General features: G+C 45.2%; 14 protein-coding genes. 11 read left to right on the top strand and 3 right to left on the bottom strand.

The features are described from left to right. Window positions 1-19 precede the first annotated feature (19 nt). The 6 genes from HDC91_RS14875 (at window position 20) to HDC91_RS14850 (ending at window position 8,048) form a co-directional block, all read left to right on the top strand. Window positions 20-364 carry a carboxymuconolactone decarboxylase family protein gene (locus HDC91_RS14875; protein ID WP_183553441.1) on the top strand — a complete coding sequence of 115 codons (345 nt, stop codon included), beginning with the start codon at window positions 20-22 and terminating at the stop codon, window positions 362-364. Window positions 365-495: 131 nt separating this feature from the next. After that, entirely contained in the window at window positions 496-1,068 is a 573-nt protein-coding gene (locus HDC91_RS14870; RefSeq protein ID WP_183553440.1) for a DNA-3-methyladenine glycosylase I, read from the top strand. Window positions 1,069-1,193: 125 nt separating this feature from the next. Then, window positions 1,194-4,004, top strand: coding sequence for a DNA polymerase I (gene polA / locus HDC91_RS14865; protein WP_183553438.1), 2,811 nt, complete (start codon window positions 1,194-1,196; stop codon window positions 4,002-4,004). A gap of 66 nt (window positions 4,005-4,070) precedes the next feature. Then, window positions 4,071-5,168, top strand: coding sequence for a S41 family peptidase (locus HDC91_RS14860; RefSeq protein WP_183553436.1), 1,098 nt, complete (start codon window positions 4,071-4,073; stop codon window positions 5,166-5,168). Window positions 5,169-5,364: 196 nt separating this feature from the next. Continuing rightward, complete coding sequence (locus HDC91_RS14855) at window positions 5,365-6,789, top strand: glycogen synthase (protein ID WP_183553434.1); 1,425 nt, start codon at window positions 5,365-5,367, stop codon at window positions 6,787-6,789. Then, on the top strand, window positions 6,786-8,048 hold the full coding sequence (locus HDC91_RS14850; protein WP_162430269.1) for a glucose-1-phosphate adenylyltransferase: 1,263 nt from the start codon (window positions 6,786-6,788) through the stop codon (window positions 8,046-8,048). Before HDC91_RS14855 ends, HDC91_RS14850 begins: the two co-directional genes overlap by 4 nt. Before the next feature lie 190 nt (window positions 8,049-8,238). On the opposite strand, the gene HDC91_RS14845 is transcribed toward HDC91_RS14850, so the two are convergent. From HDC91_RS14845 to HDC91_RS14835, 3 genes are all read right to left on the bottom strand, one after another. Then, window positions 8,239-8,916, bottom strand: coding sequence for a metal-dependent hydrolase (locus HDC91_RS14845; protein ID WP_183553432.1), 678 nt, complete (start codon window positions 8,914-8,916; stop codon window positions 8,239-8,241). Between the two features lie 132 nt (window positions 8,917-9,048). Further along, window positions 9,049-9,363: a YbaB/EbfC family nucleoid-associated protein gene (locus HDC91_RS14840; RefSeq protein WP_162430271.1), complete on the bottom strand. Its 315-nt coding sequence runs from the start codon at window positions 9,361-9,363 to the stop codon at window positions 9,049-9,051. A gap of 133 nt (window positions 9,364-9,496) precedes the next feature. Further along, window positions 9,497-10,705 carry a serine hydrolase gene (locus tag HDC91_RS14835; protein WP_183553430.1) on the bottom strand — a complete coding sequence of 403 codons (1,209 nt, stop codon included), beginning with the start codon at window positions 10,703-10,705 and terminating at the stop codon, window positions 9,497-9,499. Window positions 10,706-10,816: 111 nt separating this feature from the next. Here HDC91_RS14835 and HDC91_RS14830 point away from each other — a divergent pair, with 111 nt between their 5' ends. The 5 genes from HDC91_RS14830 to HDC91_RS14810 all read left to right on the top strand — a co-directional run bounded on the left by HDC91_RS14830 (window position 10,817) and on the right by HDC91_RS14810 (window position 15,136). Further along, window positions 10,817-11,725: a tetratricopeptide repeat protein gene (locus tag HDC91_RS14830; protein ID WP_183553428.1), complete on the top strand. Its 909-nt coding sequence runs from the start codon at window positions 10,817-10,819 to the stop codon at window positions 11,723-11,725. A gap of 195 nt (window positions 11,726-11,920) precedes the next feature. After that, complete coding sequence (gene fumC / locus HDC91_RS14825) at window positions 11,921-13,318, top strand: class II fumarate hydratase (protein ID WP_183553426.1); 1,398 nt, start codon at window positions 11,921-11,923, stop codon at window positions 13,316-13,318. A 72-nt stretch (window positions 13,319-13,390) separates the two neighbouring features. Then, the gene (locus HDC91_RS14820) at window positions 13,391-13,912 is read left to right on the top strand and encodes a fumarate hydratase (RefSeq protein WP_183553424.1); all 522 of its coding nucleotides are present in this window, start codon (window positions 13,391-13,393) and stop codon (window positions 13,910-13,912) included. Window positions 13,913-13,914: 2 nt separating this feature from the next. Further along, window positions 13,915-14,715, top strand: coding sequence for a S1/P1 nuclease (locus HDC91_RS14815; protein ID WP_183553422.1), 801 nt, complete (start codon window positions 13,915-13,917; stop codon window positions 14,713-14,715). Window positions 14,716-14,746: 31 nt separating this feature from the next. Beyond that, window positions 14,747-15,136, top strand: coding sequence for a hypothetical protein (locus tag HDC91_RS14810; RefSeq protein WP_183553420.1), 390 nt, complete (start codon window positions 14,747-14,749; stop codon window positions 15,134-15,136). Window positions 15,137-15,163 lie beyond the last annotated feature (27 nt).

The following is a 15,163-nucleotide window of genomic DNA, read 5'->3' as shown; positions in this document are numbered from 1 at the left end:
AACTTAATAATTCATCCCTATGGGTCAATTAATAAACGATTTTGAAGCCTATCGTACAAAAATGAACGACAGGATAATGGAAACCGCCAACACTAATATCAAAAGGTTTTTTGCACTGGACACTACTACCTACGCCGACGGCGCTCTGGATGTAAAAACCAAGGAAATGCTGGGTCTGGTAGCCTCAATGGTTTTACGCTGCGATGATTGCATTAAATACCACCTGGGCAAATGCCACGAGGCAGGCGTAAAGCATGATGAAATGAACGAAGTTTTTATGATAGCCAACCTGGTAGGCGGCTCTATTGTTATTCCGCATTACCGCAGAGCAGTGGAGTATTGGGATGAATTGAACGGATTATAATTTTTTACCATGTCATTGCGAGCGTTAGCGCGGCAATCTCTTTAAGCAGATCCGTTATGCATGTGTACCGCCGTCCTAAAGAGATTGCTTCGTACCTCGCAATGGCGATTAATTTATTAAATTTACTCCTTATGTCAACTGCAAACTCAATACTGCCAACAGAAATTACCCGCTGCAAATGGTGCGGTACCGACCCGCTTTACATGGAATACCACGATAAGGAATGGGGCAAGGTAACGCACGACGATAAGGTGCTGTTTGAGTTTTTAACGCTCGAAGCAGCGCAGGCCGGTTTAAGCTGGATAACCATTTTGCGCAGGCGCGATAATTACCGGAAGGCCTTCGCCGGCTTCGATGTAGAAAAGGTTGCTAAGTTTGACGATAAGGATAAGGAACGCTTGCTGAACGATGCCGGTATTATCCGTAACCGTTTAAAAATAGACGCTGCTATAAACAATGCCAGGCTTTTCATTGAGGTGCAAAAGGAGTTTGGCTCTTTCAATAACTACCTGTACAGCTTTATGCCCGATGGTAAACCCATTACCACATACAACGGGCCGCAGGTAAGCACCCCCGAATCGGACGCAATAAGCAAGGACATGAAAAAGCGCGGCTTTAAATTCTTTGGCACCACTATTTGCTACGCCCACATGCAGGCCACCGGCATGGTTAACGACCATATCCCCGAGTGTAGTTTTAGATGATAACACTACGCAGATCTCTCCAGGGAGGAATTGTAAATTTGATAAGGATAGATTAACATTAATCGTATTTTTGAAATCACACCGGTGATCGGTGCAATCAATCACAATCTGTGTAATCACAAAAAATGAAGAAGCTTTTTCTATTGGATGGTATGGCCCTGATATACCGGGCGCATTTTGCCTTGAGTAAAAATCCGCGTTTTACTTCGGGGGGGTTAAATACGTCCGCGGTTATGGGGTTCACCAACACTCTGCTGGAAGTTTTACGTAAAGAGAAACCCACCCACATGGCCGTGGTATTTGATACCGATGCGCCAACCGAACGCCATACCGATTTTGAAGGCTACAAGGCACACCGCCAGGCCATGCCCGAGGATTTGAGTAAAGCCCTTCCGTATATATTTAAAGTGGTTTTAGGGTTTAACATTCCGCTGATCACTTCCGACGGTTATGAAGCCGATGATATCATAGGCACCCTTGCCAAAAAAGCCGAACAGAAAGGTTACCAGGTTTACTGTATGACACCTGACAAGGATTTTGCACAGCTGGTGTCAGAAAATATCCGCATTTACAAACCTGCCCGCATGGGTAACGATATGGAGATATTGGGCGTGAAAGAAGTGCTGGAGAAATGGGAAATTGAACGCCCGGAACAAGTAATAGATATTCTGGGCCTTTGGGGCGATGCAGTGGATGGGATTCCCGGCATCCCGGGCGTGGGCGAAAAAACAGCCAAAACGCTTATTAAACAATATGGCTCGGTTGAAGAGATTATAGCTCATAGCCACGAACTAAAAGGCAAATTACGCGAAAACGTGGAGCAATACGCTGAGCAGGGGCTGATGTCGAAAAAGCTGGCTACCATAAATCTAAATTCGCCTGTTGAGCTGGACGAAGCCGGGCTTGAGATGTGTGCGCCAAGTAAAGACCTGCTGGAACCCCTGTTTGCCGAACTGGAATTTAGAACATTAGGCCGCCGTGTATTTGGCGATGATTTTAGTATTACCGAAACCCGGGCGGTATCGGTACAAACCGACCTGTTTGGCAACCCCGTGGCCGATGGCCGTACAACCCTTGAGGTTGATGTGCAGGATATATACGAAGCGCCAACACAGGTTGAGATCAAAAATATCAACACTGTTGAACATGAATATATTTTGGCCGATACCTTTGAAAAACGCGCCGAACTGATTGATATATTAAAACAGCAAAAGCACTTTTGCTTTGATACCGAAACCACCGGCACCGATGCCAATCATTGCGAATTGGTGGGTTTATCGTTTGCTGTGAAGCACCACCAGGGCTGGTATGTACCCGCCCCGCATGACGAGGCGGAAGCAAAGAAGATCGTTGCCGAGTTTAAACCTGTGTTTGAAGACCCTAATATTGGCAAAACGGGCCAGAACCTTAAATTCGACATACTGATGCTGAAGTGGTATGATGTGGAAATGAAAGGCGAGCTGTTTGATACCATGATGGCGCATTATGTGATAGACCCCGATACCCGCCATAACATGGATATCCTGTCAGAAAATTACCTGCAATACAAGCCGGTTTCCATCACAGAGCTTATTGGCCCTAAGGGAAAAAATCAGGGGAACATGCGCGATGTGGAGATCGAGAAAATAAAAGATTACGCGGCCGAAGATGCCGATGTTACCCTGCAGCTACGCACCGTTTTTGAGCCGAAGATAAAGGAAGTAGAGGCAGAAGACCTGTTGCATAAAATTGAGAACCCGCTGATATACGTGCTGGCCGATATTGAGCACGAAGGTGTACGTATTGACCATGATACCCTGCGCGAATTTTCAAAGGAACTGGAAACCGATATAGCCAAACTGGAGAAAACCGTATTTGAAAAAGCGGGCGTTAGGTTCAATATCGCATCGCCAAAGCAATTGGGCGAGGTATTGTTTGAAAAGCTAATGCTTGACCCTAAGGCTAAAAAGACCAAGACCGGCCAATACCAAACCGGTGAGGATGTATTGCTATCGCTTGCTGCTAAAAGCGATATTGTAAGGGATATACTGGATTTCCGCCAACTGCAAAAGTTAAAATCTACCTATGTAGATGCCCTCCCCACCATGGTGAACCCTAAAACGGGGCGTGTGCACACCAGCTATAACCAGGCGGTGGCGGCAACGGGCAGGTTAAGCTCTAATAATCCAAACCTGCAAAACATCCCCATTCGTACCGAGCGGGGCCGCGAGGTGAGGAAAGCCTTTATCCCGCGCGATGAGAATCACAGCATTGTATCTGCCGATTATTCGCAGATCGAGCTGCGCATCATTGCCCAGATCAGCAAAGACCCTAACATGTGCCAGGCGTTTGTAGATAATATCGACATCCATACCGCCACAGCAGCAAAAGTGTATGGGGTTGGCATCGATGAGGTAGACAGCACCCAGCGCCGCAATGCCAAAGCGGTAAACTTTGGTATCATATATGGGCAGTCGGCATTTGGGTTATCGCAAAACCTGGGCATCCCGCGTAAAGAGGCCGCCGAGATCATTGAAAACTATTTTGCACAGTACCCCGGCATCAAACAATACATGGCCGATACCATGAACTTTGCCCGCGAGAACGGTTACGTATGTACCCTGATGGGCCGCCGCCGTTACCTGCGCGATATCAACTCAGCCAACCAAACCGTACGCGGCTTTGCCGAACGAAATGCTATAAACGCGCCCATACAGGGCTCCGCGGCGGATATGATCAAGATAGCCATGATCAACATTCATCGCGAGTTTAAAGCCCTGAAGCTGGATGCCCGCATGACCATGCAAGTGCATGATGAGTTGGTGTTTGATGTGCCCAACCACGAGATTGAAATTGTAAAACCTATCATCCTGGAAAACATGAAGAACGCCATCAAAACCGAAGTGCCGATAATGGTAGAAATAGGTACAGGGTTAAATTGGCTGGAGGCGCATTAAATTATTTAAAAGCTCTTCGCAACTATTGAAGAATGTTTATCGTCTTCAAAATAGTTATCATAATTTATGAAGAAATTATTTCTCTGTTTTATTGTATTGTTTCCGATAGGCGCATTAGCGCAGAATTGCAACTGCCTGGTAAATTTTGATTACGTTACAAGCCATGTAACCGATAACTATTCCGGGTATACCGACAAGGTAAAAAACAATAACCTGAAGGAATTTAACACTTTCACCGGGCAGTTACGCCAAAGGGCGTTAAAAGCAACTGGTACAGATTCCTGTTATGTGATATTAAAAACATGGGTCAATTACTTTAAAGACCATCATCTCAGGGTGCAATTAGATTGGCGTTATCGTAAAAAATATCCCGAACAGGTTAAACAGCTTAATAAGCTTTTTGCTGCGAAACAAACTTTACGCGGATCTGGCGAGAAATTAGATAGCCAAACGAGTATAAAGCAGTTCAACGCTAATACTATACTCATCAGGCTTCCTTCATTTGAATGGAGTGAGAAGAAAATAATCGACAGCCTTTTTAAAGCCCATCAGGAAAGTTTAAAAACAGCTCCTAACTGGATCATAGATGTTCGTGGTAACGGCGGCGGCACTGATTATGCATTCAATGCTTTACTGCCGTATATCTACGCCAATCCGATAAATATTAAACCGGATGAATATCGCTCATCAAAAGATAATATTGCCCTCTTAGAAGGCAATTTAAAGGACCCGGATATCTCCGGGCAGGCTAAAGAATTTTTGAGTAACGTAATTAGCCTGATGAAGTTACATCCAAACCAGTTTGTAAACCCCTCCGGCAAAGAGTCATTTGAGATCAGGCTCGATTCCGTTTATAAATTCCCAAAAAAAGTTGGGATATTAATAGACAGGAACAGCGCAAGTTCTACCGAGTCGTTTTTATTAACTGCTATGCAAAGCAAAAAAGTAACCGTATACGGAGAAAATTCGGCAGGGATATTAGATTATGGCAGCTACCAGTATTTTGATATTCCGTGCGTCGACCTTAACCTGGTTATTCCTATTGCACGGTCTAAAAGGTTACCTCAATACCCTATTGATAATATTGGTATTACACCCAATATAAATATCAGCGCTAAAGAAAAAGATAAGGTTGGATTTATTCAAAAGCGATTAGAGCGTTGATGTTAAATAGAAATAGATCCTCTGCAGCCTTTTAACAATTTGTCAAAAGCCCTGTTCTCCAATTCGCATTTATGCTGATATTGTAATTATTGCGTTTCTTTAATTAAATTATGTCACTTTTTTAAACACATTTTTTAAATTATGTGTTTGTTCATTTGGGGAAATGTTTAGTACCTTAACCCTTATATAATCCCAAATGAGAATTTTCCACCTGAGCGCCGAATGCTATCCTATTGCTAAAGTAGGGGGGCTTGCCGATGTGGTTGGCGCATTGCCCAAATATCAAAATTTGTCAGGCTTACAGGCGGGCGTTGTAATGCCTTTTTACAACCGTAAGTTTGTTGTTGATAATACATTTGATGTTGTTTTTCAGGGTGCAACTTTGCTGGGTACGCGGCGTATTTATTTCGAGATTTTAAAAGAACAAACGGATAAACTTGGCTTTGAACTGTATCTGGTAAAAATACCCGGCCTGCTTGACAGGGAAAATGTATACAGCTACCCGGATGAAAAAGAGCAGTTCATCGCTTTCCAGATAGCGTTTTTAGATTGGATAAACTGGAGTGGCCAAACGCCCGACCTGATACATTGCCACGACCACCACTCGGGCCTGGTGCCATTTATGATGTACCACTCAAACCTGTACCGCAGGCTGGCCCATATACCCACCATATTTACCATACACAACGGACAGTATCACGGTGCGTTTGGCTGGGAAAATTTAAATCACCTGCCCGAAATTGATTTTTATAAAACCGGCCTGCTTGACTGGAACGGGGGGATAAACCCATTGGCATCCGCGGTAAAATGCTGCTGGAAATACACCACCGTTTCGCCAAGCTACCTGCACGAACTTAGTGTTAACTCAAACGGGTTGGAATATTTGTTTTACGTAGAGCGGGATAAAGGCGTAGGCATTATCAACGGCATTGATACCGACGTTTGGGACCCCGAAACCGACCCGATGCTGGCAGTGCATTTTGATGCGGCAACGGTTACTGAGGGCAAGCAAAAAAACAAGGATATTTTGTGCGACAGGTTTGGGTTATCTGCAGATAAGCCGCTGGTGGCGTTCATAGGCCGTCTGGTAGGCGAGAAAGGGTCAGATATGCTGCCTGAAGCAATTGAAAAAAGCGTTAAAGAACATGGCGATAAAGTCAACTTTTTGATACTTGGCGCCGGGGAAAGCGCAACGGAACAAGCATTAACTTTGTTAAAAGAACAATACCCCCAAAACGTAAATGTGTTTATTGGGTACGATGAATCGTTGGCGCATTTAATTTATGCAGGTGCCGATTTTCTGCTGATGCCATCGCGCGTGGAGCCTTGCGGCTTAAACCAGATGTATGCCATGCGTTATGGCACTATGCCACTGGTACGCAGCACGGGGGGCCTGAAAGATACCGTAATAGATTTTGGCGAAGAAGGTGGTTACGGCATACGATTTGAAGAAGTAAGTGTAGAAGACATTTGCACGTCGGTTACCCGTGCAGTTGTAGTGTATAAAGACAACCGCAAAATGCAAGTATTACGCAAGCGCATGATGGCCCTTGATTTTTCGTGGGCACGCTCGGCAAAAGAATATATAAACCTGTATGAAAGTTTAATTCCAAAGATATGACATCAAAAGTAATCAGTATTGTACTTGGAGGCGGCCAGGGTAGCCGTTTAGCACCACTTACATTAACCCGTTCAAAACCGGCAGTGCCAATTGCGGGCAAATATCGTTTGGTGGATATCCCCATCTCTAACTGTTTGCACTCAAATATCAGCCGTATATTTGTGTTAACGCAGTTTAACTCGGCATCGTTAAACAAACACATCAAAAACACTTACCATTTCAGTACGTTCAGCACGGCTTTTGTTGATATTTTGGCTGCAGAGCAAACGCCAACCAGCGGCGGGTGGTTCCAGGGTACGGCCGATGCGGTTAGGCAAAGCCTGCATCACCTGGCTACGCACGATTTTGAATATGTGCTGATCTTATCAGGCGATCAGCTGTATCAGATGGATTTTGAGGAAATGATACAAAAGCACATTGACACAGGTGCGGATATATCTATAGCCACCATTCCCGTACACGCGAATGATGTGCCCGGCTTTGGGATCCTTAAAACGGATGAAAACAGCATGATAACCGCCTTTATTGAAAAGCCTAAAAAGGATTTCGAGAGCTGGGCATCTGAAGTGAGTGATGAGATGAAAGCAGAGGGGCGTGTTTACCTGGCATCAATGGGTATATACCTCTTTAATCGTAAATTACTATACGAGTTGTTGGAAGGAAACGATGATCCGGACTTTGGGAAAGAGATCATCCCGCAGGCCATCACCGGCCACAAGGTATTAAGCTACCAGTACGAAGGCTATTGGACAGATATCGGGACTATCCCTTCGTTTTTTGAAGCTAACCTGGGCCTTACTGATGACATTCCAAAATTCGACCTGTTTAATAAGAACCAGATATACACACGCGCGCGTATGCTGCCCCCTACAAAAATATCGGGTACACTAATAGACCGTTCTATTATTGCCGATGGCTGTATCATCAATGCCGCGCACATTATCCATTCCATAATTGGTATACGTACCCGCATTGGGGTGGCCAGCGAAATTGAAAGCTGTTATGTAATGGGTAGCGACAATTATCAAACCCTTGAAGATATAGCCGAGGCAAAAGCTACCGGCGCGCCTATTATGGGTATTGGAGACAGGTGCTGCATAAAAAACGCCATTATAGACAAAAACACGTACATAGGTAACGATGTAAAGATAAATTGCGGCGGGCCCTTGCCTGACGGCGATTTCCCAACCTATACGGTAACTGATGGTATTGTGATAGTTAAGAAACGCGCTGTAATACCAAGCGGAACGGTTATTTAAGCTTGTTGCGAACACCTGCTTAAAGCAGGAAGTGTTCACGTTCGGCGCACGTGAACACCGTGAACAAACATGAACGCGTGATAATCAGCCAATTAATAAAACGGGTGGTGACAGTATATTGTCACCACCCGTTTCGTTTAATATTATATCAGAAGAAAGACGTCTCGTATTTTTTAGACAGTCTTGTATGTTATAGCTCTATGCTTTCGCCTATGGCCGGAAGCTTTAAATTAAGCCCGGCGTGTATAAATTTACCGGCGACTTCTTCTTTATCTATCTTGATCACCGGGAACGAATCGTAGTGTATGCCGATAATGTTTTTACAATTGATGAATGCGGCGGCTTTAATAGCATCGTCGGCCCCCATGGTATAATTATCGCCTATCGGCAAAAGCGCCCAATCAAGGTTCTCGTCCTCCAGTAGCTTCATATCATAAGTAAGCGCTGTATCTCCTGCAAAGTATATTTTTTTTCCTTCGGATGATAGTACAAAACCGGCAGGGTTGCCGCCGTTGCTGCCATCGGGTAGTGCGCTGGAGTGTACAGCGTTTACCATTTTAACACGGCCAAACTCAAAGTTGAAGCCACCGCCAATGTTCATACCGTGTACATTGGTTATGCCCTGCTTACCCAGCCAACCCGCAATTTCGGCAATGCATATAACTTTTGCACCGCTGTTTTTTTGAACAGTTACCAGGTCGGCAACATGGTCGCCGTGCCCGTGCGATACCAATATATAGTCGGGTTTTAGGCTGTTAACATCGATGTTTTTAGCCAGCTCGTTCGGCGTGATGAACGGGTCAAATAACAATGTTTTGCCGTCGGTCACGATCTCAATGGTCGACTGGCCATAATAGGTAAGTTTCATAGATTTTAAATGTGCAGATATGCAAATGTGCGTAGGTGCAGATTATTAGCACATCGCTTTGCATACCCTGGTTATTAAATATTCAGAAGCTCATCTGTGCATTTGCATTCACGCTTTTGCACATCTGTTGCTTTATTTGCCAAACAGGTTGCCTAAGCCGCCCATTCCGCCCAGCATGGCACTGGTCATGGCTGCCATTTCGCTCTGGCTTACGTTTTCGGCCTGCTCCATGGCTTTGTTTATAGCAACAACCAGCAGTTCTTCCAGCTCCTCTTTATCGGCTTCTTTCAAAAAAGCTTCGTCAATAGCAACAGATTTAACCACTTTGTTGCCATTGGCCTGTACGGTTATTTTGCCACCCTCGGCGGTGCCGGTAACGGTTATGGCATCCAAACGTTGTTTTACTTCGCCCGCCTTTTGCTGGGCTTCCATTAGTTTATCGAACATAATGTTTTAGATGTGCAGATATGCAAATGTGCGTACGTGCAGATATTGGCACAAAGCTTTTGAATATCCGGGTTATCAATATTTATAAAGTCATCTGCACATCTGCATATTCACGCATCTGCACATTTGCAGCTTAATCCTCCGCCGTATCGCCGCTGCCGGTATATGCCCCCTTGCGCACAACCGGCATACCTGTCATTTTAAACAGGTCGTCAAGGTGCAGCAGGCTGCCGTTTACTACATTACCTAACAAAACAATGGTAACATCGTTTTTCATATCGCGCAAAAATATATGGCGAAACCCATGCCACCAACCGGTATGGTATACCACCTTTTGTCCCGGGCTTTCAAATATACGCCACCCGTATCCATAGCTAAAGTGCCCGCGTATCATGGGGTTGCGCGCCGTATAGGCAGAATCTTGCGTGGCGGGTTTAATGAGCTTGCCGGCTTTAAGGGCCTGGTCAAAAACATATAAGTCGCCAACGGTGCTGTAAATGCCTTTATCGCCCACGGGGCCGTCTAAAAAGTTTTGTGCTACCGAGTATTTCCAGCTGTTACGGTCATGGCCCACTACATCAACGGGTATTTTATCGTAAACCGCCTTTGAATAAACGGCGGTATGTGTCATCCCGGCGGGTTTAAAAATATGTTCCTTCATGTAGTCGGCATAGCTTTGGCCGGTAACCTTTTCTATAATAGCGCCCAGCACCATAAAGTTGCTGTTGTTGTATAAAAAGCTGGCGTTTGGCTTGTTAAAGCGCGCCGGCTTGTATTTGGCTATCATAGCCATAACCTCTTTGTTGGTTAAGCCCTTTTTTTGGTTAAGATGCTGGCTGCGGTAAATATTATCCACAAAGTAAACGTAATTCATCATGCCGCTGCGGTGCGTAAGCAGCAAACGTATGGTTACTCCATCATACGGAAAATCAGGGAAGAACTCCTTCACATCCTGATCTAACTTAATTTTGCCTTTTTCCCAAAGCTGCATAATGGCGGTACCCGTCATGGTTTTGGTAACCGATGCCAGCTCGAACTGCGAGCTTAGTTTAAGGCTGTCGCGGGTGAGGTGATTGGCCCAGCCAAACGACCCTTCGTAAAGTATCTTGCCTTTCTTTGCAACCAGTACGTTGCCGTTAAACCCGCTTACCTTATGCAGGTGCTGCATAAACTCTTCAATTTTTTTATCACCTTTAGCGGGGTCGTACTTCAGCAGTTCGGTTGTATTAAAAGGTTTGCCGTTATCGGCTTCGCCTTTTTTATTTTCGCCGTTGCCGGAGCAGGAAGTAAATACGAGGATGGAAAATATAATGGAAATGGCAACTGTGCACACTTGTTTCATAGACAAAAAATTCTTTCACGTAAACGAAGGCGAAAATTAGAAATTATATAGGAGGTATAAGCCTAAAAGTTGATTAATGTTTCAACAAATTATAAACTGTTAAATTTGACCATGAGATTTTTAGCGAAAATACTGCTGTTGATATCAATGACAGTGCACACTGCAAAGGCACAGGATGCAAATACGCTTATCAAACAGGGCCGTGAACTAAACAGCCAAAAAAACTATCTCGGAGCTGTAGAAAAATATAAAAGCGCCCTAACTATCGACCCCCAAAATACACAGGCAAACTACCAGTTAGCCTTTACACTTTTTGCGAGCGGCAAAGGCCCCGAAGGATTGCCTTACCTGGATAAGGTAATAAACGGTAATGCGAGCGCCGCGCTTAAAGCTGCATCATACAGCTTAATGGGGAGCGTTTATGGCAACGGCAAACAGCTGCCCAAAGCTATTGAAGCATACAAGAATGGAATAAAGGCCGATAGCACCAATCAGCGGATCTACTACAACCTGGGTATTGTGCAATACCGCAGCAAGTTATACGAGGACGCGGAGCAAACTTTTATGAATGCTGTAAAGCTTGATTCGGCGGATGCGGGAAGCATGCGGATGTACGCGCTTACTACCTTTCATGAAAACAAACGCGCCGATGCCATATTGGGCTTTTGCCGGTTTTTACAGCTCGAGCCAAACACCGCAAGAAGCAAGGAAGCCTTTGGAAACTTGCAAAACATTTTGCAGCGCGGCACGCTGGCGCCCGAGAGTGGTTACCAGCCCGCACCCGCTACCAAAGCAGAAGCAGTGGCCCAAAACAAGCTCATTACCAAAGTGCTTGCTGGTTTTATGACACGCAAGTACGCTTCGGCAACCGCTTTGCTTACCGCGCAGCTAAAAGAGTTGTTTACCGCCTTTGGCACCCAGCCTAAGCCATACTGGCTGGCAGGATATTTTTACAAGCTATCGCAGACAAGTGATTTTGATGCATTTGTAAAGTTGATCAGTCAAAGCAATACGCATTAAACACTCCGGATCAAGCAGATGTCGGTCGGCTTTCAGATGATAGAAGCTGAAAGCTTGTTAATTTTATACTACGAGGTACACTACGCTAATCTCGCGGCAGCATAGTAACTATTCTGTACCAAAAAGATTACCTTTTGATAGTAAGCCCTTCCGCATAAAACCCTAAATTTGCACCTGCAAAAACATACTATCGATATGAGTTTCAGAACCGAACACGATACCATGGGCGCGGTACAAGTGCCCGCCGACAAATACTGGGGGGCGCAAACCGAGCGCTCGCGCAATAATTTTAAAATTGGCCCCGAGGCAAGCATGCCAAAGGAAATTATAGAAGCCTTTGCTTACCTTAAAAAAGCAGCCGCCTACACCAATACCGACCTGGGCGTATTGCCTGCCGATAAGCGCGACCTGATAGCGCAGGTGTGTGATGAGATACTGGATGGCAAACTGGAGGGCGAGTTTCCGCTGGTGATATGGCAAACAGGCTCGGGCACGCAATCGAACATGAACGTGAACGAGGTGGTTGCTAACCGCGCGCATGTATTGCAGGGAAACAAGCTTGGCGAGGGCAAAACCTTTATACACCCTAATGATGATGTTAACAAATCGCAGTCGTCAAACGACACGTACCCGACGGCTATGCATATCGCGGCCTATAAAATATTGATAGATGTAACTATCCCGGGTATCGAAAAACTGCGCGATACACTGCAGGCGAAATCTGAAGCGTTTAAAAGCGTGGTAAAGATAGGCCGCACCCACCTGATGGATGCTACGCCACTTACTTTAGGCCAGGAGTTCTCGGGTTATGTATCGCAATTAAACCATGGCCTTAAAGCTTTGCGTAACACTTTAGACCACCTGAGCGAGCTTGCACTTGGCGGCACCGCCGTAGGCACCGGCATTAACACCCCTAAAGGTTATGATGTAAAGGTTGCCGAATACATTGCCAAATTTACGGGCTTACCATTCATTACTGCCGAAAATAAGTTTGAGGCACTGGCCGCGCACGATGCTATCGTGGAAAGCCACGGCGCGTTAAAGCAAATTGCTGTTTCGTTAATGAAGATAGCTAATGATATTCGCATGCTGGCCTCGGGCCCGCGTTCGGGTATCGGCGAGATCCATATTCCGGATAACGAGCCGGGCTCGTCTATTATGCCGGGTAAGGTTAACCCTACCCAAAACGAGGCGGTTACCATGGTTGCCGCGCAGGTAATGGGTAACGATGTTGCCATCAGCATAGGCGGGTCAAACGGGCATTACGAGCTAAACGTATTTAAACCGGTTATGGCGGCTAACTTTTTGCAGTCGGCAAGGTTGATAGGTGACGCCTGCGTATCGTTTAACGATCATTGCGCCGTAGGTATAGAGCCCAACTACGACGGTATTAAAAAGCACCTGGAAAACTCCCTGATGCTGGTTACCGCGCTTAACCCGCATATTGGTTACGAAAACGCGGCAAAAATTGCCAAAACAGCGTTAAAAGAAAATAAATCGCTTCGCGAAGCGGCGGTTGGCTTAGGTTACCTGACCAACGAGCAATTTGACGAATGGGTACGCCCCGAAGATATGATAGGGAGTTTGAAATAAGCCCCGACCCGAAGGGAAGAAAAATTAGCCTCTTCCAGGTGGAAGAGGCTTTTAAATTATCTGATACGGTTCATGAAGAAACCTTTTGCCTTTTACCTTTTTGCTTTCACCCTTTTGCTAACTGCAAACTGCCTGCTGCAAACTGCCTGCAGGTTCAATCCTGATATGCAAACACCGGGCGAGGGCTACCTGCAGGGCGAGTGGCAGCAGGATAGTGTAACCATGCAAAAGCAACTGGTAACTTATTCTTTATATAACCTTAAGTTTAACTGCGATTCGTTTTTTGTGAGCATTAAAACATTCAGCAAGGTGAACAACGGCGCTGATAGCTGCACAAAAGGCGGCAATTGGACAGAGTACGCCAAAGGGGTATATGAGCAGCGCAACGATACCCTGCATGTGCGCGGCTTGTTTTGTAATGCAAATTATACCTATAAAGATCCCGGCGGCTGCTTAAGGTCGGGGGTTTACGAGGAGCGTTTCAAAATAACAAAAAAAGGCGATTCGATGCTGCAGTTTTCGCCAACATCGAACGTTATATCGTTTAATACGCGTTTAATAAAAAGAAGTACCTGTAATCCAAAACCATTATAGAAATGAACATCACGTTAGTAAAAAAAATATTTGTAGGTATCGCTATCATGTACATGCCGGTCCAAACCATGGCTTGGGGCACCAATGGGCACCGTATTAGCGGGCAAATTGCCGATAGCTACCTAACCCCTAAAGCAAGGGCGGCAATTAAGGCCATTTTGGGTAACGAATCGATAGCCATGGCCAGTAACTGGGCCGACTTCATTAAGTCTGACCCGCAATACAAGTACCTTTCATCGTGGCATTATGTAGACTTTGACAAAGAATACAACTATCCCGAGATGCAGGCTTTTTTGAAGCAGGATACCGCCACCGATGCTTACACCAAATTAAACTTTTTAATAAGCGAGCTAAAACGGAAGAATATCACTAAAAGCAATAAAGTACTTGCCCTGCGCATGCTGATACACATTGTGGAAGATATACACCAGCCTATGCATACGGCGCATACAGCCGATAAGGGCGGTAACGATATAAAAGTAACGTGGTTTAACAACCCAACCAACCTGCACTCGATATGGGATAGCCAGCTGATAGATTTTCAACAGTTGAGCTACACGGAATATGTTAGCTGGATAAACCATACCACAACCGCGCAGCGCCTGCAGTGGCAAAAAGCGCCCATTAGCCAGTGGCTGTTCGAGTCGAGCCAGATTGCCGGCAAAATTTACGCCGGCACAAAAGATGGCGACAAGATCAACGTTTATAAATACAATTTCGATTATATTGATACATTGAACAACCAGCTGCTGAAAGGCGGCGTTAGGTTAGCCGGGTTATTGAATCAGCTATTTGGAGCGTAGCCGTTGAAGGTTGTAAAGTTTTAATGTTGAAATGAACACTAAGATAATAATGATATTAAGTGCCCTGTTTTTGGCGATTATAGGCATGGGGCTTACTTTTTTTCCGCAGGAAATAAATGCCGGTATAGGTATGGGGCCAAATAAATACTTTACACTTATCATTCAAATTTTAGGCGGTTTGTATTTTGGTTTTGCAATGATCAACTGGATGGCAAAGGGTAGTATCGTTGGCGGTATTTATAACAGGCCAATTGTTATCGGCAACTTCGCGCATTTTTTTATTGGGGGCATAGCTTTGGTTAAAGCTCTTTTGGCAGATGCCAGTCTGCCCTCACCTGTTTGGATATTGGCAGGCATTTATACGCTGTTTGCAATTGTGTTTGGAATATTATTTAACAGGCACCCTGCCGCACAGGCTTAACAATACTACATCAACTTTACACGTTAA

The sequence above is a fragment of the Mucilaginibacter sp. AK015 genome, assembly GCF_014200785.1.
Taxonomy (GTDB): Bacteria; Bacteroidota; Bacteroidia; order Sphingobacteriales; family Sphingobacteriaceae; genus Mucilaginibacter.
This window is presented reverse-complemented; position numbering and strand designations above follow the sequence as displayed.

Bases quoted from the DNA above. Each gene is read 5' to 3' on its own strand.
- polA (WP_183553438.1), top strand. From the start codon at position 1,194: ATGAAGAAGCTTTTTCTATTGGATGGTATGGCCCTGATATACCGGGCG.
- HDC91_RS14830 (WP_183553428.1), top strand. From the start codon at position 10,817: ATGAGATTTTTAGCGAAAATACTGCTGTTGATATCAATGACAGTGCAC.
- HDC91_RS14845 (WP_183553432.1), bottom strand. From the start codon at position 8,916: ATGAAACTTACCTATTATGGCCAGTCGACCATTGAGATCGTGACCGAC.
- HDC91_RS14870 (WP_183553440.1), top strand. From the start codon at position 496: ATGTCAACTGCAAACTCAATACTGCCAACAGAAATTACCCGCTGCAAA.
- HDC91_RS14860 (WP_183553436.1), top strand. From the start codon at position 4,071: ATGAAGAAATTATTTCTCTGTTTTATTGTATTGTTTCCGATAGGCGCA.
- HDC91_RS14815 (WP_183553422.1), top strand. From the start codon at position 13,915: ATGAACATCACGTTAGTAAAAAAAATATTTGTAGGTATCGCTATCATG.
- HDC91_RS14820 (WP_183553424.1), top strand. From the start codon at position 13,391: ATGAAGAAACCTTTTGCCTTTTACCTTTTTGCTTTCACCCTTTTGCTA.
- HDC91_RS14855 (WP_183553434.1), top strand. From the start codon at position 5,365: ATGAGAATTTTCCACCTGAGCGCCGAATGCTATCCTATTGCTAAAGTA.
- HDC91_RS14810 (WP_183553420.1), top strand. From the start codon at position 14,747: ATGAACACTAAGATAATAATGATATTAAGTGCCCTGTTTTTGGCGATT.
- HDC91_RS14835 (WP_183553430.1), bottom strand. From the start codon at position 10,705: ATGAAACAAGTGTGCACAGTTGCCATTTCCATTATATTTTCCATCCTC.
- HDC91_RS14850 (WP_162430269.1), top strand. From the start codon at position 6,786: ATGACATCAAAAGTAATCAGTATTGTACTTGGAGGCGGCCAGGGTAGC.
- fumC (WP_183553426.1), top strand. From the start codon at position 11,921: ATGAGTTTCAGAACCGAACACGATACCATGGGCGCGGTACAAGTGCCC.
- HDC91_RS14875 (WP_183553441.1), top strand. From the start codon at position 20: ATGGGTCAATTAATAAACGATTTTGAAGCCTATCGTACAAAAATGAAC.
- HDC91_RS14840 (WP_162430271.1), bottom strand. From the start codon at position 9,363: ATGTTCGATAAACTAATGGAAGCCCAGCAAAAGGCGGGCGAAGTAAAA.